This is a genomic window from Pilosibacter sp. NGB245 (genome assembly GCF_057397225.1).
This window is the reverse complement of the sequence record NZ_CM171584.1, coordinates 2,501,061-2,524,587: the sequence shown is the minus strand read 5'-3', so window position 1 is coordinate 2,524,587 and position 23,527 is coordinate 2,501,061. Positions and strand designations below refer to the sequence as shown.

General features: G+C 48.6%; 16 protein-coding genes and 1 pseudogene. 14 read left to right on the top strand and 3 right to left on the bottom strand.

Annotated elements, in window-relative coordinates; genetic code table 11:
• Window positions 1–130: 130 nt before the first annotated feature.
• On the bottom strand, window positions 131–844 hold the full coding sequence (locus ACXMYH_RS11365) for a 3D domain-containing protein (RefSeq protein WP_118299194.1): 714 nt from the start codon (window positions 842–844) through the stop codon (window positions 131–133).
• 919 nt (window positions 845–1,763) lie between these two features.
• Here ACXMYH_RS11365 and hrcA point away from each other — a divergent pair.
• The 8 genes from hrcA to ACXMYH_RS11325 all read left to right on the top strand — a co-directional run bounded on the left by hrcA (window position 1,764) and on the right by ACXMYH_RS11325 (window position 14,307).
• Window positions 1,764–2,816 carry a heat-inducible transcriptional repressor HrcA gene (gene hrcA, locus ACXMYH_RS11360; RefSeq protein ID WP_118299193.1) on the top strand — a complete coding sequence of 351 codons (1,053 nt, stop codon included), beginning with the start codon at window positions 1,764–1,766 and terminating at the stop codon, window positions 2,814–2,816.
• Between the two features lie 8 nt (window positions 2,817–2,824).
• Complete coding sequence (gene grpE, locus ACXMYH_RS11355) at window positions 2,825–3,403, top strand: nucleotide exchange factor GrpE (RefSeq protein ID WP_243022267.1); 579 nt, start codon at window positions 2,825–2,827, stop codon at window positions 3,401–3,403.
• 91 nt (window positions 3,404–3,494) lie between these two features.
• Window positions 3,495–5,372: a molecular chaperone DnaK gene (dnaK, locus tag ACXMYH_RS11350; protein ID WP_118299191.1), complete on the top strand. Its 1,878-nt coding sequence runs from the start codon at window positions 3,495–3,497 to the stop codon at window positions 5,370–5,372.
• A 266-nt stretch (window positions 5,373–5,638) separates the two neighbouring features.
• Window positions 5,639–6,799: a molecular chaperone DnaJ gene (gene dnaJ / locus ACXMYH_RS11345; protein WP_486554920.1), complete on the top strand. Its 1,161-nt coding sequence runs from the start codon at window positions 5,639–5,641 to the stop codon at window positions 6,797–6,799.
• Between the two features lie 1,179 nt (window positions 6,800–7,978).
• Window positions 7,979–9,400 carry a hypothetical protein gene (locus ACXMYH_RS11340; protein ID WP_486554919.1) on the top strand — a complete coding sequence of 474 codons (1,422 nt, stop codon included), beginning with the start codon at window positions 7,979–7,981 and terminating at the stop codon, window positions 9,398–9,400.
• Between the two features lie 139 nt (window positions 9,401–9,539).
• Entirely contained in the window at window positions 9,540–11,039 is a 1,500-nt protein-coding gene (locus ACXMYH_RS11335) for a hypothetical protein (protein WP_329751688.1), read from the top strand.
• A gap of 1,109 nt (window positions 11,040–12,148) precedes the next feature.
• A complete protein-coding gene (locus tag ACXMYH_RS11330; RefSeq protein WP_118321150.1) occupies window positions 12,149–13,405 on the top strand; it encodes an SLC13 family permease in 1,257 nt (418 codons plus the stop codon).
• Window positions 13,406–13,470: 65 nt separating this feature from the next.
• Window positions 13,471–14,307: a DUF6282 family protein gene (locus tag ACXMYH_RS11325; RefSeq protein WP_486554918.1), complete on the top strand. Its 837-nt coding sequence runs from the start codon at window positions 13,471–13,473 to the stop codon at window positions 14,305–14,307.
• 404 nt (window positions 14,308–14,711) lie between these two features.
• On the opposite strand, the gene ACXMYH_RS11320 is transcribed toward ACXMYH_RS11325, so the two are convergent.
• Complete coding sequence (locus ACXMYH_RS11320; RefSeq protein ID WP_118514001.1) at window positions 14,712–15,740, bottom strand: hydroxyacid dehydrogenase; 1,029 nt, start codon at window positions 15,738–15,740, stop codon at window positions 14,712–14,714.
• A gap of 513 nt (window positions 15,741–16,253) precedes the next feature.
• On the opposite strand from ACXMYH_RS11320, the pseudogene ACXMYH_RS11315 reads away from it, so the two are divergent.
• A pseudogene (locus tag ACXMYH_RS11315) lies at window positions 16,254–17,437 on the top strand (tripartite tricarboxylate transporter permease).
• A gap of 77 nt (window positions 17,438–17,514) precedes the next feature.
• Here the strand turns inward: ACXMYH_RS11315 and ACXMYH_RS11310 are convergent.
• Window positions 17,515–18,465 carry a LysR family transcriptional regulator gene (locus ACXMYH_RS11310; RefSeq protein ID WP_118297100.1) on the bottom strand — a complete coding sequence of 317 codons (951 nt, stop codon included), beginning with the start codon at window positions 18,463–18,465 and terminating at the stop codon, window positions 17,515–17,517.
• 385 nt (window positions 18,466–18,850) lie between these two features.
• On the opposite strand from ACXMYH_RS11310, the gene ACXMYH_RS11305 reads away from it, so the two are divergent.
• The 5 genes from ACXMYH_RS11305 to ACXMYH_RS11285 all read left to right on the top strand — a co-directional run bounded on the left by ACXMYH_RS11305 (window position 18,851) and on the right by ACXMYH_RS11285 (window position 23,440).
• Window positions 18,851–19,552 carry an RraA family protein gene (locus tag ACXMYH_RS11305; RefSeq protein WP_118514009.1) on the top strand — a complete coding sequence of 234 codons (702 nt, stop codon included), beginning with the start codon at window positions 18,851–18,853 and terminating at the stop codon, window positions 19,550–19,552.
• Window positions 19,553–20,143: 591 nt separating this feature from the next.
• Window positions 20,144–20,350 (top strand): hypothetical protein, encoded by a 207-nt coding sequence (locus ACXMYH_RS11300; RefSeq protein WP_486554917.1) that lies wholly within the window; start codon window positions 20,144–20,146, stop codon window positions 20,348–20,350.
• Between the two features lie 11 nt (window positions 20,351–20,361).
• Complete coding sequence (locus ACXMYH_RS11295; RefSeq protein WP_486554916.1) at window positions 20,362–21,465, top strand: sodium/glutamate symporter; 1,104 nt, start codon at window positions 20,362–20,364, stop codon at window positions 21,463–21,465.
• 263 nt (window positions 21,466–21,728) lie between these two features.
• Window positions 21,729–22,685 (top strand): 50S ribosomal protein L11 methyltransferase, encoded by a 957-nt coding sequence (prmA, locus tag ACXMYH_RS11290; protein ID WP_118297097.1) that lies wholly within the window; start codon window positions 21,729–21,731, stop codon window positions 22,683–22,685.
• Window positions 22,685–23,440: a 16S rRNA (uracil(1498)-N(3))-methyltransferase gene (locus tag ACXMYH_RS11285; RefSeq protein WP_118530814.1), complete on the top strand. Its 756-nt coding sequence runs from the start codon at window positions 22,685–22,687 to the stop codon at window positions 23,438–23,440. The genes prmA and ACXMYH_RS11285 overlap by 1 nt, the downstream gene beginning before the upstream one ends.
• The last annotated feature ends 87 nt before the right edge of the window (window positions 23,441–23,527 follow it).

Sequence of the window (23,527 nt, the reverse complement as noted above, 5' to 3'; positions counted from 1 at the left end):
TGTGTATATGAGAACATAGAAAAAATGAAATCGGAAAGGCAGAGCGCTAAAGTCTGTGAAGCGCGGATTTTCCTGTAAAAAAAGGTGACCTGCGCAATGGCAGATCACCTTTTTGTAAGAAAACGGAGCATCAGGACTGGATCAGATAGACCTCAGAACGTTCCACGCCGTGATTTTTTGTTTCCGAATGTGTGTTGTAAAAAATATCGATGTGTTTTCCTTTGACGCCGCCACCGACGTCCTCAGCGATATATTCGACGCCGTCGATGAGAAGATGGCTTCCGAGCGGGATGACGCGCGGGTCAACGGCTACGGTGCGGCTCGCGGTGGCCTGGGTTCCTGTTTTTGTGAGGCGTCCATATCCTTCGGAGCAGCTTCTGCATGGGCAGTAGGCGGTTGTCTTGAAGGTTCCTAAGGAGACGAGAGTCGCGTTTTTGATGATGCCTGTCTCGGTATCGTACTGGTAGGCGATCGGAAGTGCCTGTCCGTTTACGCTGAGTTTGATCATGTAGGTGTTGTCCGGAATGGAGGACCAGTCGATCATGATCTCAAAGCCGTGGGCGCCGTTTCCGATGCCGCTTGTCTTTAAGTCATCGCGTTCGATATCTGCGGTGGCGGTCTCTGCTAAGAGAGAGTCGCCTGTATGGGCGTTGACCACGGTGACAGTGACGGAGACCGGGGTGTCCGGGGCCGCGGAGTTCCACGCCCATCCGGAGATCTTATTTCCGTCGATGCTGTCGAGGTGGCCAGAGTTTTTCGAGGTGCTTGCGAAGGCGCATACGGTGTTTAGGAGCATCGCGAGGATGGTTATTAAAACACTGATGGTCATTCTGATTTTCTTCATATAACATATCCTTTCTTTTTTGTTTCATATCTGTTACAAAGTATATGCTGTGATGTAACAAATATGTAACAATTTGGAAACAAATATGTATTATACACGGATTTTTTTATTTGTCAAGTTTTCGGGGCATGGGGAGAGCTGGGAGTGGCTTTCTATAGGGTATTGGCGAGAGGTACGCGGTGAGGCTCCGGGATAGCGTGCAGGGGATGCGGGGATGGTTCCTCTAAGCACACGGGCGGCTGCTAAGGGCAGAAAATCGACGACACAACTCGCTGCGCTCAGACAAGTGTCGCCGATTTTCTAACGCAGCCACCCGTGAGCTAAGAGGAAGCCAGATCCCCGGATCAAAGCACGCCATCCCGGAGCCTCACCGCTGTGGGAGTAGCGGGAGGAAGGAAAAGGATACAACTCGCTGCGCTCAGACAAGTGTCACCGATTTTCTAACGCAGCCACCCGTGAGCTAAGAGGAAGCCAGATCCCCGGATCAAAGCACGCCATCCCGGAGCCTCACCGCTGTGGGATGGCGGGAGGAAGGGAAGAGGTATAACTCGCTGCCTGCGCTCGGACGTGTACTATTTTGTATTCAACACAGTCAGCTGCGGATTAAGAGGAAGTGTATATCTGGAGCAAAGCACTTTTGCCCGGAGCCTCACCGCTGGGGAGTTGCGGGAGTGAGTGTGAAGAATCGATATCTTATAAGGAAATAGTTTGGTTGGGGAAGATTACTGTCGGTAAAGTGCGCGGGAAATTATGGGGTTTCCGGGAGGTTTCTGAATAAAAACAGGAATTATTCCTATGTTTGTGAAAAAAATGTGAAAATTATCAAAAGCCCTTGACAAAAAACTTGCGAAGTAATATAGTAGCAACTGTAGATGTTAGCACTCCTCAAAAGAGAGTGCTAGCAAATCAGAGAGAAGAGGTGAGAGGTTTGGAACTGGATGAGAGAAAAGAGAAAATTTTGAAAGCGATTATCCAGACGTACCTGGAGACCGGTGAGCCGGTCGGATCCAGAACGATTTCCAAATACTCGGATCTGAAGCTCAGCTCCGCTACGATCCGAAATGAGATGTCTGATCTGGAAGAGCTTGGTTACATTCTTCAGCCGCATACTTCAGCCGGAAGGATTCCTTCCGATAAGGGTTACCGGTTTTATGTTGACCAGATCATTAAAGAGAAGGACAGTCAGGTCGAGCACATGCAGGAACTGATGATCCAGCGGGTTGACCGCGTGGAACTGCTTTTGAAGCAGCTTGCAAAGGTTCTCGCAAAGAATACAAATTATGCGACTCTGATCAGCGGACCGAGTTACAGCCAGACGAAGCTTAAATTTATCCAACTCTCCAGAGTTGAGGAACATAAGCTTCTCGTGGTAATTGTTGTGGAAGGAAATATTATCCGGAACTCTTTTGTTACGGTTGATGAGGAACTCAGTGATGAGGAGATCCTGAATCTGAATATTCTCCTGAACAGCAATCTGAACGGTCTGACGATCGAGGAGATCAATCTTGGTGTGATCGCGAAGATGAAGGAGCAGGCCGGAAGCCACAGAAGAGTGGTGGATCTGGTCCTGAATGAGGTCAGCGAAGTGATCCGTTCCCAGGATGAGGATCTTCAGATCTATACGAGCGGGGCAACCAATATTTTCAAATATCCGGAACTTTCCGATACAGAGAAAGCGAGTCAGCTGATCAGCACGTTAGAACATAAGGAACTTCTCCGTGGGCTGATCGATGAACAGCAGCAGAATAAGACCGATGACCCGGACAATGAGATCCAGGTCTACATCGGAGATGAAACTCCGGTCCAGAGCATGAAAGACTGCAGCATCGTAACCGCAAATTATGCGCTCGGCGATGGAATGCGAGGAACGATCGGTATTGTAGGACCAAAGCGGATGGATTACGAGAAAGTCGTAACAACCTTGCGATCGCTTGTCGCGCAGCTGAACGAAACATTTAAAAATGAAAGGTGAAGAGAGCAGTGGAAGAGAAAGAGTTAGAAAAAGAGAACCAGGAGACGGAAGCTTCCGAAGAGAAAGAAGCGAAAGCCTCTGAGACTGATAAAGAAACTGAGAAGTCCGAGGATGCCGGAAAGAAGGAAAAAGCTCCGGAAAAGAAAAAGGATCCGAAGGACGAGAAGATTGATGAGTTAAATGACAAACTCAGAAGATCGATGGCGGAATTTGATAATTACCGCAAGAGAACGGACAAGGAAAAGTCCGCGATGTATGAGATCGGCGCGAAGGACGTGATCGAAAAGATCCTTCCGATCGTTGACAACTTTGAAAGAGGTCTTAACACAATCCCGGAGGATGCGAAAGGAACCGCATTTGCAGAGGGAATGGAAAAGATATATAAGCAGTTTGTAAAGACGCTCGATGATCTTGGCGTAAAACCGATCGAGGCCGTCGGAAAGCCGTTTGATCCGAATTTCCACAACGCAGTGATGCATGTGGAGGATGAGAATCTCGGCGAAAATGTTGTGGCAGCTGAGCTTCAGAAGGGTTACACCTACAAAGAGTCGATCGTCCGTCACAGCATGGTACAGGTTGCGAACTAAGGATCGTGAGAGCACGTAAGTGCGGATCGATCCGGTATCAAAATTAACATTGAAATTCACTTAATTCCAAATATAACAGGAGGAAAAAATCATGAGCAAGATCATTGGTATTGACTTAGGTACAACAAACAGCTGCGTAGCAGTTATGGAAGGCGGTAAACCAACAGTTATCGCTAATACAGAAGGTGTCAGAACAACACCGTCTATCGTTGCATTTACAAAGACAGGAGAAAGACTTGTCGGTGAGCCGGCAAAGCGTCAGGCAGTTACAAACGCTGACAGAACCATCTCCTCCATCAAGAGACATATGGGTACTGACTACAAGGTAGACATCGACGGCAAGAAGTACACACCGCAGGAGATTTCCGCGATGATCCTTCAGAAGTTAAAAGCAGATGCTGAAAGCTACCTCGGTGAGAAGGTAACAGAAGCTGTTATCACAGTTCCGGCTTACTTCAACGATGCCCAGCGTCAGGCAACAAAGGATGCAGGTAAGATCGCCGGTCTTGATGTAAAGCGTATCATCAACGAGCCGACAGCGGCAGCCCTTGCTTATGGCCTTGACAACGAGAAAGAGCAGAAGATCATGGTATATGACCTCGGCGGCGGTACATTCGATGTTTCCATCATCGAGATCGGTGACGGCGTTATTGAAGTTCTTGCGACGAACGGTGATACACACCTCGGCGGTGATGATTTCGATAACCGTGTCACACAGTGGATGATCGATGAGTTCAAGAAGACAGAGGGCGTAGATCTTTCCGGTGATAAGATGGCACTTCAGAGATTAAAAGAAGCTGCTGAGAAAGCAAAGAAGGAACTCTCTTCCGCAACAACAACAAATATCAACCTTCCGTTCATCACAGCAACTGCTGATGGCCCGAAGCACTTAGATATGAACCTTACAAGAGCAAAATTCGATGAACTCACAAGCGACCTCATCGAGAGAACAGCGATCCCGGTACAGAATGCATTAAGAGATGCCGGCTTAACAGCAGCAGATCTTTCCAAGGTTCTCCTTGTAGGTGGTTCCACACGTATGCTTTCCGCACAGGAGAAGGTAAAACAGTTAACAGGCAAAGAGCCGAGTAAGTCCTTAAACCCGGATGAGTGCGTAGCCATCGGTGCAGCGATCCAGGGTGGTAAGTTAGCAGGCGATGCTGGTGCCGGCGACATCCTTCTTCTCGATGTTACTCCGCTTTCCCTTGCAATCGAGACCATGGGCGGCGTAGCAACAAAGCTGATCGAGAGAAATACAACCATCCCGACAAGAAAGAGCCAGATCTTCTCCACAGCCGCTGATAACCAGACAGCTGTAGATATCCACGTTGTACAGGGTGAGCGTGAGTTCGCAAAGGACAACAAGACTCTTGGCCAGTTCCGTCTTGATGGTATCCTTCCGGCAAGAAGAGGTGTTCCGCAGATCGAAGTTACATTCGATATCGATGCAAACGGTATCGTAAATGTATCCGCTAAGGATCTTGGAACAGGCAAAGAGCAGCACATCACGATCACATCCGGTTCCAACATGTCCAAGGATGATATCGATAAGGCTGTTAAGGAAGCTGCAGCTTACGAGGCTGAGGATAAGAAGAGAAAAGAAGCGATTGATGCGAGAAACGAAGCTGACTCCATGGTATTCCAGACAGAGAAAGCTCTCGAGGAAGTCGGCGACAAGATCGATGCAAACGACAAGACTGCTGTTGAGGCTGACTTAAATGCCCTCAAGGAAGCAATCGCAAAAGCTCCGGCAGATCAGATGACAGATGCTCAGGTCGATGAGATCAAGGCGGCGAAAGAGAAACTCATGAACAGTGCCCAGAAGTTATTCTCCAAGGTTTATGAGCAGGCTCAGGCAGCTCAGGGCGCAGCAGGTGCCCAGGGTCAGGCTGGTCCGCAGGCAGGTCAGAGCGCAAGCCAGGCAGGCTACGGCGATGATGTCGTTGACGGAGACTACAAAGAGGTCTAAGACGAAAAATAAATTGACAGACTGAAAAGAGTCTGTCAGGCAAAGCAGATCCGGAAGGACGCCCGCAAAAGGGCGTTCTTTCGGCTGCCTTGTTTCCGGACGATGAATGATCCGGAGAAAATTTATCACGGCAGAAGATAAAACCGTGATGTCTGGAATGGGTTCTGGCGTTATCTGGTTACGGCGTGTGAAGGCAGATCTTCCGGCGGCAGAATTCCGCAAAAGGTACGTGGTACCGTTCATTAACAAGAAAGGTAAAGAAAGCAATGGCAGAGACCAAGAGAGATTATTACGAAGTCCTCGGCGTGCCGAAAGATGCGGACGAAGCGGCGTTAAAGAAAGCATATCGAGTTCTTGCAAAGAAATATCATCCGGACGCAAACCCGGGAGACAAAGAGGCAGAGGCAAAGTTCAAGGAAGCTTCCGAGGCATACAGTGTCTTAAGTGATCCGGAAAAGAGAAAGAAGTACGACCAGTTCGGTCATGCGGCCTTTGACGGAGGTGCAGGCGGAGCCGGATACGGCGGATTCGACTTTAACGGAGCCGATATGGGAGACATTTTCGGAGATATCTTCGGAGATTTCTTTGGCGGACGTTCCGCATACGGAAGAAGCAGCAATGGTCCGATGCGCGGAGCAAATTTGAGAACGGGTGTCCGTATCACGTTTGAGGAGGCGATCTTCGGATGTGAGAAGGAGATCGAGCTTACCCTGAAGGATGAGTGTCCGAAGTGTCACGGAACCGGCGCAAAGCCGGGTACATCCCCGATCACCTGTCCGAAATGTAACGGTAAGGGTAAGATCGTCTATACACAGCAGTCGTTCTTTGGCCAGGTACAGAATGTCCAGACATGTCCGGACTGCCGCGGTACCGGTAAGGTTGTCAAGGAGAAATGCCCGGATTGCTACGGCACCGGATATATCTCCAGCAAGAAGAAGATCCAGGTTAAGATCCCGGCCGGTATCGATAACGGACAGAGTATCCGTATCGCCGGGAAGGGTGAGCCGGGTACGAACGGCGGCGAGAGAGGAGACCTTCTCGTTGAGGTTACTGTATCCAGAAGCCCGGTATTCATGCGTCAGGAGACTTCCATCTTCTCGACTGTACCGATTTCTTTCGCAACGGCAGCTCTCGGCGGTCCGATCAAGATCAAGACCGTTGACGGTGAGGTTGAGTACGAGGTAAAACCGGGAACTCAGACTGACACGAAGGTACGTCTCCGCGGTAAGGGTGTTCCGTCCATGAGAAATAAGAATATCCGCGGTGATCATTATGTAACGCTTGTTGTTACAGTTCCGGAGAAGCTGAATGAGGAGCAGAAGGAGGCTCTGAAGCGGTTTGATGACGCAATGAAGGGAATTGCGCCGGAGGAAGGGAAGAAGAAAGGGTTCTTTAGTAAGCTGAAAGAGGATCTGAAGAACGAGTAATAGAGATTGGATTAGAAAACGCACGTTTTGCATGCAGGGAGGATCGGTATGCAGGGCGTGCGTTTTTTGTGTATGTGCTTGTTTGGGGTGTTGGCGAGGGTACGCGGTGAGTTTCCGGCCAGGAGTGCCGTGAAAATCTGGAAAAGGATTTTGAGGTGTGTTGGCGAGGGTGCGCGGTGAGTTTCCGGCCAGGAGTGCCGGGGATGCGGGGATGGTTCCTCTAACCTCCCGGGAGACTGCTAAGGGCAGAAAATCGACGACACAACTCGCTGCGCTCAGACAAGTGTCATCGATTTTCTAACGCAGCCACCCGCGAGCTAAGAGGAAGCCAGATCCCCGGATCATGCACTCCTGTCCGGAAGCTCACCGCTGGGGGATGGTGGGATCGCAAATAATGGTCACAATAATGGGAAATAATCTGCTTGTGGAACCTGAAGAAGTCTGTTATAATGGGGGCAGCTGAAAGCGAGAAATTATCTTTGTTTCTGCGACAAATATGAACAAACTGTGAACATGCCAAAAATCACCTTCAAAAAAGCCTTTTTCAGAATATTCTGGAAAATACTTGCAAAAACGGGTCCGCAAGGCCTTTATTTATGCGGGTTCCCAGAGGCAAGTGTAGAAATGGAGGTCGCCCCTTTCAGGGCATTGACACAAAACCACTCGCCTGGGCAAACATGAAATACAACGTAGAAATGGAGGTCGCCCCCATTCAGGGCATTGACACCAAAAAACGGAATTATATTTCTGTACTGTTTGTGATAGTAGAAATGGAGGTCGCCCCATTCAGGCCATTGACACAGTGTTACAATTGCAACAACCAGCGTGATGTGGATTCCGGTAGAAATGAAGCTCGCCCCACTCAGGGCATAGTTACCGAAGTTGAACAGACCAGAGAACTTTCTTTTTGAACAAGAAAGTCCTCTGGTCTTTTTCCATTCGTAAGATTGCAAGTGTACAAAAATCGTGAACTGGCTATCGTAAAATAAAAACATAAAGACAGAGAGTTCAAAAGAGGATAACAGCAACATAAAATTTTCATACATTTTAAATCAACGGTTGAAGAAGTTTTTTGTTGTCTCTGTTAGAATAAAAGCAGGATCAAATTGAAAGCTCTGATGGACTCTGGCTGTGAAAGCAGGAGGCAGGGGAAGCGCTGACAAGCAGAAAGGAACGAGTATGTACGCAGACGATAAATATAAGATTGTCGGGACCATTTCTATTCCGGAGGAGAAACGGGAAGAGTTCAACAGGAATGTAGAAAAGGTTCTGGATGTGTTCGGGATCAGGCAGACGGAAAAGCGAATGGTTGGGGACAGGGAGATCACGGTATTAAAAAAGCCGGAGGCAGATGAAGATGGAATCGTAAGGTTTAATTATTCCATGTTCGAGAAGAGGGTCCGGGAAGGTGACAGTTATAACACGAAAACATGTCAACTGATCTGTCCGGACCGTGGATGGGATGAATTCGGCGTTGCCATGAACAGCATTTTGATCATGCAGGAAGCGTATTCGGAGACACCGTGTTTCCTGATGAGTGATGATGCATTATGTCCGGTTGGAAGTTACGCTGCGATGATCGAGGACATGACCGGGGGAAAGCTGGACTTTCCTCACAGGGGAAGGATCCTGGATGTTCTGGCATTCCTGAAGCAGAGGGACGAGTACCGGGATGTGGATGAATATAAATTATGGAACAGGATATGGGATGATACGATCCCGTTTACGACGGACGATATCATAGAACTGTTACATGTAAAATTTATGCCCAGTGAGGAGAGACAGAAGAATCCGTTTTGTGGAACAAAAAGTGAGATTAAGGATGCGACTTTAGTTGATCTGGAAGATTACCTCGTAAAAGAAATCAAGGAATACCTGGCGGACGGATCCGATGAAGTGCTTCGGGATTTTTACAGGGAGCTGATCTCTTCGGAACTTCCGGAACGCCGGAAAATGGCAGAACAAGACGGAACATTCGGGATCATTGCCGAAATATCACTCCGTGCTCCATGTACCTACCTTGTTTCTGCATATGCGGAAGCGGCTGACATTCCTTTCTGGGAACTATGGTTTAGTCTTCAGACGAAGGGCTACCGGACAAAGACGAAAATGTACCATGATGATCTCAGCAATTCAGCGGAACATAGAAAAAGAAGAGAGCTTTATCAGATATACCGGCGCGATAATGAAGATGAATTTCTGGAATTTGGAGCCGGACATCTCTCCAAAAAGCTTCTGGGACAGATCGCAGAGTGGAAAGAAGAGGTCCTGGAAATTCAGGTGCCGGAAGAGTTTGATGCGGAGCGTGCTGCTGGACAGATCCTGTGGGAGATGGAACATGTATGGAACTGTCGTTATGTGAGCGAAGAGGCAGTGGAGATCGTTCAGAAGAACAGGGATGATGTGCGTTGGCAGAAAGCATTGCTGGCGTTTCGGAAATATATGAATGCGTATCAGGAATATTTCCCGGAGCTGCCTCCGGAGCTGGTAACGGAGCAGATCCTTGTCAGAGAGCGTGACTACTATTGCCGCACGATCATGGCTGCATTCTGGTCGCTCATGATGAATGAAACATTAAGGCAGGATACGTTCAGATTCTGAGAAAGGCGACGGCTGTTCACTGGATCTACAGGTTTCATGTACGGACGATGAAATCACTGGTAAGCAGAACGCACGTCAACAATGGCAGAAATTCGGCCTGTAATTATGGAGACGTGAACAGCTGCGAAAGGGTGAAAAAATGGGAACATTTATGGGTTATAAAGGAAGAATGGCGGTTCCGGACGATAAGAGGGAACTGTTTACAGAGCAGATGATGAAGGTGTTTTATTACGGCGGCATGATGTCGTTTGATGACGTGAAGCTGTATGGACATGAGATTTCTCTGCTCTGCCCGGTGAAAAAGACGTATGGAAAGGAAGTGCGTTTCCATTACAATTACTTTCAGGACGATGCCTGGGAGACGGTGGAGTATGATGAAAAGGGAAATCGTCTGTGGTCAGGAAAGGTCGGCAGTAATGAATTTCTCGATGTGATGGCGGCGGCTTATATGCTGTATGAACTCTATTCGGATGAAGCGGGGGCGGCGATGGTCGATGGCGATATTCTTGATGGTGGAGAGGCAGTCGGATGGCTGAACCAGATCCTGAAAACGGAGTTTACGAGAGAAAAGCGCCTGGATCGGTTGTGGGAGCTGGGCGAAAAATTGGGACTGGAGTCTGCGGATGGCGATTACGATGCGCCTGATGTCCGGAAGATCATGGAGCTGATTCCCGAGGGACTTCGGTTTGCGGCGGGTGGAACAGACCTGGCCGATCTTATCTATATCGCCAATGGAACTGAATGTTTATGCGGAAAAGAGCCGGATGGAACGTATCCGGCGGAAGTTTATCACTGCAAGATGGCGCTCAGGAAGTATTTTGAGAAAAAAGGAGAGAGCGGGATCGATGATCTGTGGGCGCTTGTAAAGATGGAGCGGAAAGAGAGAGAGGCGGTGACGGATACTGCATGGAAGGAGATCGTGGGATATACGGAGTTTCTTCCGGCAAGAGTGATCGTGTTTCTGACAGCGGAACTCATGGGGCGAGAATTCTGGAAAGAGTGGGCGAAACTGCGGGAACATGTCTATCATGATGAAACGAGGAAGGTTTATGCGGCACCGGAGATCCTGAAGTTCCGGGAGAAAAAACGCAGGGAGCCGGCAGTGCCTTTGAGAACGAGCGATTTTCTGCGTCAGGATGGATTTTTTGCTTTTTTTGATACTCCAAAGGAACTCAAGGGAAAGCCGAATTATTATATCAGCGATGCGGACCGCCTGTACTGGTGGGATGGATCCGATGAGGTGGAGATCCCGGAGGAGACGGACCAGTGGCTGAGGAAGCTCGGGGAACGGTATCGGAAGCTGCTGGAAGTGCAGGAAACGGAGAATGTGGACTTTTTGGAGTATTTTTTCGGGCTTCTCGAGCAGATCAATGAGTTTTACAAACGGGTATTTCCGTTTCAGGAGATGTTTTATGATTTCCTCCAGAACGACAGCCGCAGGGAGTACCAGGCTGCATTGAAGCTTTTGGAAGAGCTGGATCAGGAAAACCGTGAGGATGGAAGGATCATAGAGAAATTGTCCGGGAGCTGGGATCTTAACAGTTATAATGTGACGCACAATGCAGGACGGATGCGGATGAAGAGGTATCTGGCGGTTCTGGCGAATCGGGGGCTGCGGGAGATGTATTTTGGGTTTTAGGGAAGAACCTCCCGGGCGGCTGCTAAGGGCGGAGAACGTGGAGACAGCTGCTATGGGCATATAGGATTTTCTGAACTGAAAATTCCGTATGATACAGTTGAGGCTGCGGATTTTGCTGATTTGGAATGCGAAGCATCGGCAAAATCCTGTTCCAGTGCGCAGGCAAGAAAGCCTGTGTACTGGGACACAACTCGCTTTGCTCAAACAAGTGTCCGCTGTTCTCCAACGCAGTCACCTGTGAGCTAAGAGGAAGCCAGATCCCCGGATCATGCACTCCTGTCCGGAAGCTCACCGCTGGGAGATGGTGGGATCGCAAATAATGGTCGCAATAATGGAAAATAATCTGCTTGTGGAGCCTGAAGAAGTCTGTTATAATGGGGGCAGCTGAAAGCGAGAAATTACCTTCATTTCTGCGATAAATATGAACAAACTGTGAACACGCCAAAAATCACCTTCAAAAAAGCCTTTTTCAGAATATTCTGGAAAATACTTGCAAAAACGGGTCCGCAAAGCCTTTATTTATGCGGGTTCCCAGAGGCAAGTGTAGAAATGAAGGTCGCCCCTTTCAGGGCATTGACACCTTTTTCATTCCTTTTCTCCTATTCTTTTTTCAAGGTAGAAATGAAGGTCGCCCCTTTCAGGGCATTGACACATGCCATCGTCTTTCCGTGCTCATCTTCTGTCAACCGTAGAAATGTAAGTCGCCCCTTTCAGGGCATCAACACAACGCAGTCCAGCAAAACAGAATAAAGCCATTTTTCACGTAGAAGCTCGCTCCACACAGGGCATACAGACCAACCACAAAAAGACCAGTGAACTTTCCCCTCAGATCAGAAAGCTCGCTGGTCCTTTTTGGTTATATTCCCGGATACGTTGACAACAAATCTTTGTCAAAAACAGAATATTATATTGTTTTATTTTTATGGTATGCCATGATAGAATAATTTTGTACATAAAAACAGTAGTTTTCAAAACCGGTTCTGTACAGATCAAACAAAAAACTATATGTCATGATACCAGAGTCAAAAGGTCGGAAATCCACTGCAGTCTTGCTCAAAAGAGGATTTCTAAACTTATGACTCATCAAAACAATATAAGGGGGTACATCCATGAACTCTATGGTTATCGCATTGCTGATCCTTGCAGCTACGATCGCACTCTTTATCTGGGAGCCGATCCCGATCGTGGTAACTGCGATCGGCGCATCAATTCTGTACGCGTATACCGGAATTATTGAAGTCAATACGATCTTCAGCGGTTACAACAGTACAACGATCGTTCTTCTGGCAGCCATGATGGTTGTCGGCGCATCCTTGTTCCACACTGGTGTGACAGATATCATCGGTGAAAAGATGGTGAAGATCACCGGAAAAAGTGAAAGAAACATTATCCTTGTAACATTGATCGTTTCCTGCCTGTTAAGTGCAGTTTGCAGCAACATCGGTGTCATGGTTGCCATGGCTCCGCTCGTGACTGCAATGTGCATTTCCGCGGGGATCGGACCGTCCAAAGCACTTCTCGGACTTCTGTTCGGTGCACAGTTTGGCGGCTTTGTGACACTTGTCGGCGTAGGTTCCAATGCATCCGCAGCAGGTGTTATGCAGGAACTCGGCTATGAGCCGTTTGGATTTTTTGCGATCACACCGTTTGGTATCGGAATCTGTATTCTTGGTGTGTTATATTACACATTTATCGGAATGAAGATGATCCCGGATACCGGATATGTGCCGGAGTTCGCACAGGCGGAAAAGAAAGAATTCAATAAGAAAAACGCAGCAATCTGCGTGATCACGATGATCGCCGTTCTCGTGGTGATCGCATCCGGATCCAAGACCTTCCCGATGCACATCGCTGCAGTCGTAGGCGCTCTGATCATTGTCGGAAGCGGCTGCATGACAGTCAAAGACGCGATCAAGGCGATCGACTGGAACTGCCTGATCCTGGTCGGCGCGCTCAGCGCGATCTCCGCAGGCGTAAAGAACTGCGGCGCCGGTGATGCGGTTGCAAATATCATTATCAACATCCTCGGCGATAACCCGAGCCCGTTCATGATCAGCACCGTGATCTTTATCGCTGCATCGATCCTGACACAGGTAATGTCCAACATCCCGACGATCCTGATCTTTATGCCGATCGGTCTCTCCATCGCAGAGAAGATCGGAGTAAGCCCGTATCCGATCGCGATGATCATCACTCTTGCAGGTGCAGCTTCCTATGCAACTCCGTTTGCAGCGCCGCAGAACATGATGACGGTCGGCTGGACAAAGTACAAATTCCTCGACTTTGTAAAGATCGGTATCCCGATGGTCATTCTTACGTATATTGTTGTTGTTGCTCTGATCCCGGTATTCCTTCCGTATCATTAGGAACCGGAAACCATGTACTGCCGGATGCGTGATCCGTGTCCGGCAGAAATAAGGAGTTTTGTGCTATGGACGATATCCTGAAAGGTGCATATGATATGCACATTCATACTTCTCCGGACGTGAGCCCGAGAAAGTCAACAGATCTTGAAATAGCAGAAGAATGGAAGACGGCTGGAATGAAAGGCGGAGTGGTAAAATGCCACTTCGCTGACACGACTGGCCGTGCTGCCATTCTTTCTGCGTTATACCCGGACCTTAAAATTTACGGTGGTCTTGTCCTGAACCGTCAGGCAGGCGGGATCAATCCGGATGCCGTGGAGCGCATGGCGCAGGCAAGCGGAAAATACGTCTGGTTCCCGACGATGGACTCGCTGGCTTACCGGAAATTTCATTTCCGGAATGATCCATCCGCGGATCTGAGCCCGTATCTGTCTGTGATGGGAGAGGACGGAAAACTTCTTCCGGCGGTTTACGATGTCCTCGATATCGCGGCAAAGTATGACCTGGTCGTTGGGACCGGACATATCGGCGGACAGGAAGGGGTTCCTGTCGTGCTGGAGGCGGCGAAGCGCGGCGTGAAGCGCCTGGTGCTGACCCATGCGGAGAATCCGGCGACAAGTTTTTCCATCGAAGATCAGAAACTCTGCGTGAAAGCCGGGGCGATGGTGGAGCACAGCTTCTTTACAGTCTACCACAACCGCGTGAGCTGGGAGCTTGTGATCGAGCAGATCCGCGCGGTCGGAACAGACAACACGTATCTTGTCACCGATTTCGGCCAGCTAAATTCCCCGGGATCCGCAGATGGACTCCGCATGTTTGCGGAAGGTCTTCTGGAACGTGGATTTTCGGAGAAAGAGATCGACAAATTGATCAGGCGCAATCCGGAGAGATTGTTCCTGTAAGAGAGAAAAGCCCTGCTAGGCGTTCTTAGTGATACCTGGCAGGGCTTTTATATGATATAAGGAAAGCCCTCTGACGATTTTAGAAGGCTTTAAATACTTTTCCACGGCCTATTTGTGATTCGCATGGCCGGCAGCGAACAACGTTTCCACGGTCTATTTATGATTCGCATGACCGGCAGCGAACAACCTTGAATACAGATACGCAATCTGTATGTAGAAGTATATTCAATTCCTGCATGTATGTCAACTGGAAAGATGACAAATTTCGTAAACAAAATTTGTAAATAATCTCGAAAATCTTTTGAGTGTATCTGGAACAATATAACAAAAACAGGCAGAACCTATCCTCCGATAAGTCCTGCCTGCTTTTATAGTTTTATGAGAAAAGAAAATGTTGTAAGAAATTAGAAATCGAACATTCCAGCCGGTTTTGTATCCGGTTTCTTTGTGTCTGTGTAGGTCTTTGCTGTTGCGTAGTCTACATCGTTGATCGGCCATGTTGGTTTCTTGCCTTCGTAAACTTCCTGAACGCCCATAGCAGCGAAGTAGGAAGCGCGGTGAGCAGCCTCTACTGTGTTGCCGCCGATATGCGGGTAGATGATCACGTTGTCAAGTGTGAGGAGCGGGTTCGCCGGATCAACCGGTTCTTTCTTGATCGCGTCAAGACCAGCGCCTGCGATCACGCCGTTCTTGCATGCCTCGTAGAGAGCATCCTCGTCTACGCAGCCGCCGCGTGCAGTGTTGATCAAGAATGCAGTCGGTTTCATCATTGCGAGACGCTCTTTGTTTACCAGGTTCTTGGTAACCGGAGTGTTCGGGCAGTGGAGAGAAACGTAATCGCACTCTTTGAAGATACGGTCAAGATCACGAACAACCTCAACGCCGTCCGGGAACTCAGATGCTGGTTTGTACGGATCGTATGCGAGAACGTTCATCTCGAAAGCGAGGCAGCGTTTTGCAACGCGGCTTCCGATGTTGCCGCAGCCGATGATACCAATCGTCTTGCCGTTTAATGTATTCTTGCGAACTTTTAATTTTGCTTTGTAGAAATCGTCAACCCATGTCTTGTGAAGAACCGTTACGTTACGGCTGCACTCGAGGATGAGTAACATTGCAGTCTCTGCAACGGATGTGCTGTTTGCAACCGGTGCGTAGAGAGCCTGAACGTTGTTGTCATGGCAAGCCTTTACGTCAAGAGCGTCGAAACCAGCGCCGTGACGAACGATTACTTTTAAGTTCGGATTCGACTCGATTACTTCGCGAGTGATCGGTGTGATACGAACGATCATCGCATCTGGCTGATATTCCTTGAAATCAGCGAGAACGTCTTCTGTCTCAAAGCCGCGTCCGTCGATAACTGTGTGGCCTGCATCCTCAAGAAGCTTGCGACCCTCGGACATAATTTCCTGCGGGAGTAAAATTTTCCAACCCATTGATAATACCTCCTATGATAAAACATCTGTTTTGTTCAGTGTTTTTGGACTGTCTTTATTATAGTCGGTATTGTTCACAAAATAAAACAATCTGTTCTTGTAAAAATGAAAAGGAAATGTTGTTAAGCAAGCTGCTGCATGGCCATCGCGTAGGATTGGAATTCCTGCATGATGGCTTTTTTCATGCCGTCCGCATAGTGGGGAAGAATCAGGTCATTCCGATAGATCAGGGAAATATCTATTTTTGAGAAAGAATGATTCATCCGAAGACAGTGGCAGTCTTCCGGCCATGAGCTGATCCTTTTTTGTGATCAAATAGGATCATCGGAGGGAGAAAGGCTGCACCTTGCGCGGAGCAGGCAAGTTGGTAGATGATGTTCTGGTCAGAGGCTTCCAGCGATGTCTTTGGCATGATCCCGCAGCGGTCATATGCGCGGTCAAGGACGGAACGGATCCGGTTATTGTTCCTTCGCTTGTTTTTACAGCAGGGCTGATGTGGTTTAATCATAGGGAATGTCTACAGTGGCATCCATGTTCGGCGGCGCAGTCAGCGGTGTTGCTTTACTGACACTGGCTCCGCTTCTTGGAAAGATCTCCCTGATGTTCAGTGCTCCGGAATATTTCCTAATCGTAATCCTTGGACTTTCCATTATCGGAGGACTTGGCGGCGGATCCATGATCAAGGGATTTTTAATGGGCTGCTTTGGCTTGTTCCTTGGAACGATCGGAACAGATGGACTGACTGGACAGCTTCGTTTTACATTTGGAATTGATGGACTTTATGCAGGAATTTCTACAGTACCGGCGCTGATCGGTCTGTTCTCCATTTCTCAGGCGCTTGTTTTAAGTGAAAAATATCTGGATTTCAAAAATGGGATACACAGAACACTGGATGACAACAGCATGAAAGGAAAATTCCTTCCATCATTTAAAGAAATGCTCCGGTTAGGACCAAACTTTATTCGCTCTGCGATCATTGGTGTGGTTGTCGGAATCCTGCCGGGTGCCGGCGGAGACATCGGTGCATGGTTTGCTTACAGCCAGGCGAAAAAAGCATCAAAACGTTCGGAGATGGATCGCTGGAAGCAATCTGCGCGTCTGAGACAGCGAATAACGCAGTTACAGGCGGAAGTATCATTCCGCTCATCACATTAGGTATTCCTGGATCAACAGTGGCAGCAGTTCTTTTAGGAGCTTTGATCCTCCATGGATTAACTCCGGGACAGTCCATGTTCACAAAGAATATTACAACGACATATACGATCATCATTGGATTTATTCTCGCGAATATCATGATGGGACTGATCGGTATCGTGATCTGCAGACGGGTCGTAAAGATCAAAAAAGTATCAGATGCGATCCTGATCCCGGTTATCGTTGTTTTATCTACAATTGGTTCTTACTCCATCAACAATCGCTTCAGTGACGTATATCTGATGCTGATCTTTGGTCTGATCGGTTATCTTTGCAGAAAACTCGATCTCCCGACCGCTCCGATCATCCTTGGAATGCTTCTGGAGGCAACCGTAGAATCAGGATTTAAAAATGCGATCCTGATGTCTAAAGGACAGCCGGTAATCTTATATTATTTACAGAGACCGGCAAGCCTTGTACTTTTAGTACTGATCTTCCTGACAGTTGTTGTACCGATCATCAGTATGGCAATGAAGGCAGTAAAGAGCAGAAAGACTGCGTAAAATCAGGCAGCTTGAAAAAATCCCCTGGACTCATGAAAAGGTGAGTTTCAGGGGATTTTTGTGCTCTGCATGTTGATCTAATTCGGCCGCACCTTCGCAATCTCACCAAACACATCCTTCGTGATCTCGATAAAATCATGTGCGTAGTCCGGCAGGAAGCGCTCTTTGTGGTAGGCGAGGACGAGGCGGTGGTTGATGAGCGATTTCTTCAGGGCGACAGGGAATGCGTTTGCGTTCGGGTTTGCGGCTAAAAGCGTCGGGAGACGCATCTGGGTGCAGAAGAATGCTCCGTAGTTATAAGGATAGAGGGATACAAAAAGCTCCGTGGTCTGGGATTCCAGGAAAATATTTGGTTTTACTTTGACATCCAGGAAACACTGGTCCAGAGTCTTTCGAAGCTTCATGGAAGGAGCCGGGAGCAGAAACGGGATTTTTGAAAACCGTGCGAGTTCGACTCCGCCGGCGGATTCCTCCTTCAGACTCTGCCAGGAATCCGGATAATATTTCTGCAGAAGCTCGTCGGAACAGACCAGATAGATGTGGTCTGTCAAAAGCGGATACGATTCCAGTTTGGGATTATCCTGGTACATGATCCCGATGAAAATATCAAGTTCGCCGTCGTAGAGACGTTCCTCCATCTTGCTGGAAGATTCGTTGCAGAGCTCGATCTTGATATTCGGCCATTTTTCATAGAAGCGCGGCAGGATCTCCGGGAGACAGATCTGTCCCCGGTAGGCCGGGATCCCGAGCTTCAGGTTGCCGATGCTTTTTTCTGAGATGTCGGCGAGCCGGTTCTGGAACTCGTGTTCCTCGGCGAGGATCCGGACTGCGACTGCGTAGAGCTGTTCGCCTGCGTAGGTGAGAGCGAGCTTTGGCTTCCGGTGAAAGAGCGGGACGCCGTAGTATTGTTCCAGACGCTGGATGTGCTGGCTTAAGTTCTGCTGGGAGATGTAGAGCTTCTGGGCGGTGTTCGTGACGTGAAGCTCTTTTGCAAGTTCTACGAAATAATAGAGGCTCAACAGGTTCATAAAAAGACTCCTTTGTAAAAGTAGATATGAAATATATGGGATCTTCCAAATGAAAATCCATGTTCGGGAGTAACCGTCTGTTACTCAAAAGATCAACAGGGCAGCAGGTTCCTGTTTTGTGACGGATTCCATGATGTGAAACAGCCGGTCTTAACGGCTGAAATCAATGCAGATACACGGAAATCCGGCAGGATGAGCCCGCCGCTTTCATTATATAAAAGCGAAGATCAGATGTAAAGCACTCAACAAAAAAATGTTGTAAAAAGCAAATAAATACATTGTTTGTAATTGTCATGATCCTGCGATACAATATCCTCAGAAAGAGATGAGGGAGCGAAAAGCAACCTCAACCGCATAAAAATCCACGGAAAAGGAGATTATGACAATGGCAGTAGGTAAGAGAATCTATTTAAAGAGACACATGCCGGATCACGATGTAATGATGCAGTTCAAGAACATCCCGGCGTCCAACACCTGTGATGTAATGGGCAGAAACGCAGCGATGAACCCGAGAATTCATCTTGTAAGCCAGCCGAAAGAGCAGATGGCAGTAGGACCGGCTCTCACAGTTAAGGCAAGAGGCGGCGACAACCTGGCTCTTCATGCAGCATTAAACATCGCTCAGGAAGGTGACTTCATCGTTGTATCCAACGAAGAGGATGATACACGTTCTCTGATGGGTGAGATCATGATGGCTTACCTTCGTTACGACAGAAAGATCGCTGGTATCGTTCTTGACGGACCGATCCGTGACATCGATGAAATCGGTAAGTGGGATTTCCCGGTATACTGCACAGGCACAACACCGGGCGGCCCGTACAAAGAGGGTCCGGGCGAAGTGAACGTACCGGTATCCTGCGGCGGAGTCAGCGTAAACCCGGGTGATATCATCCTGGCTGATCCGGATGGCGTTATCGTTATCCCGAGAAAAGACGCTCCGCAGATCTTAGAGGATGCGAAGAAGTTCCAGGCAGCAGACGAGAGCAAGCTTGCAGCTGCAAAGAACGGTACAGCAAAGAGAGAATGGGTCGAGAAGACTCTCGCAGCAAAAGAGTTCGAGATCATTGACGACGTTTACGAGCCGTGATTCTGAGAAAAAATTGTCAGCCTGTACTGGGAGCTGGGCAAAATTGCGCCGGCTCCCACGTGAGCCTGACCTGAACATGTCTTTCCGGGCGGTCAAATGTCCGGAGAGGATTTAACTTCATTCATTTCATAATGAAGACTCCTATACTTTATGTTTGTTATACCCCAAACCTTATTTTGCGAAAAGCGAGCAAGGGACAGAACACCCATTCTGTCCCTTGTTCGCTTTTTGCGCAACAGGAAATTTCGATGGAAGATCGCCGTAGGCGGCTGTACCCGTAGCGGAAAATGTGTCGGGATATGTTCTGAAAAGCGGAAAACACTGAAAACTTTATTTAGAATATTTATAAATTATAGTTACATAACAAAGAATTGTTGTTAAAACAAATGAAATACATTGTTTGTATTTTTTGGAGAAACAAAGATACAATATTCGTAGAAAGTGATTGGGCCAATCAGATCAATACCAAAGATCAAAAAAATATGCTTTCAGATGGGTCAAAACCTCACCTGACCCTGACTATCCATTATCAAAAGAAAACCTGCAGCTGTGAAAACCTGAACGGCTGCAAATGATTTACGGGGGTACAATATGACAGTTGCGTCACTATTCAGCGACATGATCCTCATTGGCGTATTCATGCTCGCGGGATTCTTTGTAAGAGAAATCGTGAAACCAATCCAGAAGCTGTTCCTTCCGGCGTCCCTGATCGGAGGACTTCTGGCACTGATCCTTGGTCAGCAGATGCTTGGCTTGTTGAGATTCCGGAGTCTTTCTCCAAGTTTTCCAACGTCCTGATCGCTCCGATCATGGCGGCTCTGTTATTCGGCGTTACGATCAACAAAAAGAAAGTTGTCGGATACATGGATTACATCTGCGTTGAGCAGGGAATCTACGGAATGCAGATGTGTGTCGGCGCCGGTCTCGGTGCTCTGCTCGCAGTGATCTGGCCGGGTCTCCCGAAAGGATGGGGAACCATGGGCGTGTTCGCATTCCAGGGCGGCCACGGAAATGCCGGTGCAGCAGGACAGACATATGAGAACCTCGGCATTCCGGGAAACATGTCCATCGGTATGGTACTTGCAACTTTCGGTCTGATCATGGCTATGTTAGTCGGTATGATCGTTGTAAACATCGGTGTCAGAAAAGGCTGGACAAAGTTTGTAAAAGATGCACAGAAACAGCCTGACTGGTACTACGGCGGTGTTCTTCCGGATGACAAGAAAACTTCCATCGGAAACACGGTTACAAGCTCCATCGGTATCAACCATCTCGCTCTTCAGGGCGGCTGGCTCCTCGGTTCTGTTTATGTAGGACGTCTTCTCATCAAGGTAGTCGGTCTTGTATGGCCGGGCGTCAGCGTTCTCCCGAGCGTTATCCAGGGTATCCTCGGCGGCGCGATCGTATGGAACGTTGCAAAGGCAGTAAAACTTGACCGTTACATCGATGTAAAGACGATCAAACATGTCAGCGGATTTTTACTTGAGGTCGTTGTCCTCACGGCGATGGCAACTCTAGATATCGACCTGATCAGTACATATATCGTACCGATCGTTGTCTACACAGCAATCTGCTGTGCACTGACACTTGCGATCGCCCTCGGCTTCTGCAAACTCTTCTGTAAAGATGAGTGGTTCGAGAAAGCGATCATGGCATTCGGCGTAGGTACCGGAAACACAGCGACAGGTCTTGCGCTTGTCCGTGCGGTTGACCCGGATTCCAACTCCAGTGCACCGGATAACCACGGTGTGTACAGCGCAGTTATGTGCTGGAAGGAAGCATTCGCAGGTCTCGTTCCGATGTGGACGATGACAGGCGTCGGAATGACGATGGGCGTCGGCGGAGCGATGTTTGCGATCTGCATCATCGTGGGATGCATCTTATTCGTCCGTCCGAACAAAAAGACGGCATAAAATTTCGTACCGATTCAGCAGGCCTGAACATTTACAAAATTTCATAGCATTCACTTCGCGGGACAGGGCAGAAAGCTCTGTCCCGCTTTGTATATGACGCAGTAAAGTCCCACCTTGCAAAGCCTGTGAAACTATGTTATGATATCATGTGATTTCGTCTGCATCCATATAGGATACAGGCATATGTGCGGAAAGCCGGATATGACAGAACGGAATAAAACGATTGGTCCTGACCGGCGATCATAAAAAAGGAGAAACAGCATATGAAATGGAAGAAATTCACTCTTGAGACGACCACGGACGCAGTGGACTATCTCGGAAGTATGTTCGATGATATCGGGATCGAAGGAATGGAGATCGAGGACAACGTGCCGCTCACAGAGAGTGAGACAAAGGGAATGTTTATCGATATTCTCCCGGAACTCCCGCCGGACGACGGTACTGCCCGCGTAAGCTTCTACCTCGATGAGGATGAAGATACGGAAGAAAAGTTAAAAGCAGTCCGCGAGGGACTTGAGGAGATCAGCCAGTTCGTAAATATCGGAACCGCAAAGATCACAGAGTCCGAGACGGATGATAAGGACTGGATCAACAACTGGAAACAGTATTTCAAACCGTTTACCGTGGACCATATCCTGATCAAGCCGACCTGGGAGGAGATCCCGGAAGAACATAAGGACAAGCTCCTGATCCAGATCGACCCGGGAACCGCCTTCGGAACCGGAAAACATGAGACAACGCAGCTCTGTATCCGCCAGCTTGAAAAGTATGTAAAGCCGGGCGTAAAGGTCCTTGACCTCGGAACGGGAAGCGGAATTCTCGGGATCGCGGCTTTAAAACTGGGCGCTGATTATGTATTCGGAACTGATCTTGATGAGAATGCGATCACGGCTGTCCATGAAAACCTGGCTGCGAACGAGATCCCGGAGGAGAAGTTCGGCGTGATCCAGGGAAACATCATCGACGACAAGGCAACCCAGGACGCAGCTGGATACGAGTGCTACGATATCGTTGTGGCAAACATTCTCGCCGATATTATCATCCTGATCCAGAAACAGGTTCCGTTCCACTTAAAGAAAGGCGGGATCTTCATCAGCTCCGGTATCATTGATATGAAGGAACAGGCGGTCCGCGAAGCTCTCGAGGCAAACGAAGCGTTCGAGATCCTTGAAGTGACAAGACAGGGCGAGTGGGTATCCTTTACAGCGAGGAAGAAATAGTGTACCATTTTTTTACGGAAACAGAATTTTTTACAGGGACGGAGGCCGTGATCACCGGCCCGGATGTGAATCATATTAAAAACGTGCTGCGGATGAAGCCGGGTGAGAAGATCCTGCTCAGCGACGGAAAGGGAACGAACTGCCTCTGCGAGATCACGGAGCTTTTTCCGGACAAGGTTCTCGCGAAGATCCTGCCGGAAGAGGTGGACGATACGGAGCTTCCGGTACAGGTGACTCTGTACCAGGGACTTCCGAAAGCAGATAAAATGGAATTTATCATCCAGAAATGTGTAGAACTCGGCGTCACAAAGATCGTTCCGGTGGATACCGACCGCGCGGTGGTGAAGCTCGACGCAAAGAAGGAAGAAGCGAAGAGAAAACGCTGGTACGGGATCTCCGAGAGCGCGGCGAAACAGTCGAAGCGCATGATCGTGCCGGAGATCGGAAATGTGATGAAATTCAAGGCGGCGATCGAGGCGGCGAAAACGGATGACCTGGCGATCATTCCTTATGAGGATTCGGAAAGTCTCCCGGGTGCGGGCGGAATGGCGCTCACGAGAGAGCTGATAGGAAGCTTAAAGCCGGGACAGAAACTGTCCATCTTTATCGGACCGGAAGGCGGATTTTCGGACGGGGAAGTGGAGATTGCGATGAACTCCGGCGTGAGACCGGTGACACTCGGAAAGCGGATCCTGAGAACCGAGACGGCCGGAATGTTCGTGATGGCGGCGGTCGGATTATTGCTGGAATCATGAAGAAACGTGGAATACGAGAATAAGGAGAACGGTCAGGATAACGGAAAAATGACAGCAGGAAAACTGTGTGCATGGAGTTATTGCTGA

Coding starts and splice junctions, on each gene's coding strand:
- ACXMYH_RS11365 (WP_118299194.1), bottom strand. CDS start 844: ATGAAGAAAATCAGAATGACCATCAGTGTTTTAATAACCATCCTCGCG.
- dnaK (WP_118299191.1), top strand. CDS start 3,495: ATGAGCAAGATCATTGGTATTGACTTAGGTACAACAAACAGCTGCGTA.
- dnaJ (WP_486554920.1), top strand. CDS start 5,639: ATGGCAGAGACCAAGAGAGATTATTACGAAGTCCTCGGCGTGCCGAAA.
- ACXMYH_RS11340 (WP_486554919.1), top strand. CDS start 7,979: ATGTACGCAGACGATAAATATAAGATTGTCGGGACCATTTCTATTCCG.
- ACXMYH_RS11335 (WP_329751688.1), top strand. CDS start 9,540: ATGGGAACATTTATGGGTTATAAAGGAAGAATGGCGGTTCCGGACGAT.
- ACXMYH_RS11330 (WP_118321150.1), top strand. CDS start 12,149: ATGAACTCTATGGTTATCGCATTGCTGATCCTTGCAGCTACGATCGCA.
- ACXMYH_RS11325 (WP_486554918.1), top strand. CDS start 13,471: ATGGACGATATCCTGAAAGGTGCATATGATATGCACATTCATACTTCT.
- ACXMYH_RS11320 (WP_118514001.1), bottom strand. CDS start 15,740: ATGGGTTGGAAAATTTTACTCCCGCAGGAAATTATGTCCGAGGGTCGC.
- ACXMYH_RS11310 (WP_118297100.1), bottom strand. CDS start 18,465: ATGAACCTGTTGAGCCTCTATTATTTCGTAGAACTTGCAAAAGAGCTT.
- ACXMYH_RS11305 (WP_118514009.1), top strand. CDS start 18,851: ATGGCAGTAGGTAAGAGAATCTATTTAAAGAGACACATGCCGGATCAC.
- ACXMYH_RS11300 (WP_486554917.1), top strand. CDS start 20,144: ATGACAGTTGCGTCACTATTCAGCGACATGATCCTCATTGGCGTATTC.
- ACXMYH_RS11295 (WP_486554916.1), top strand. CDS start 20,362: ATGGCGGCTCTGTTATTCGGCGTTACGATCAACAAAAAGAAAGTTGTC.
- prmA (WP_118297097.1), top strand. CDS start 21,729: ATGAAATGGAAGAAATTCACTCTTGAGACGACCACGGACGCAGTGGAC.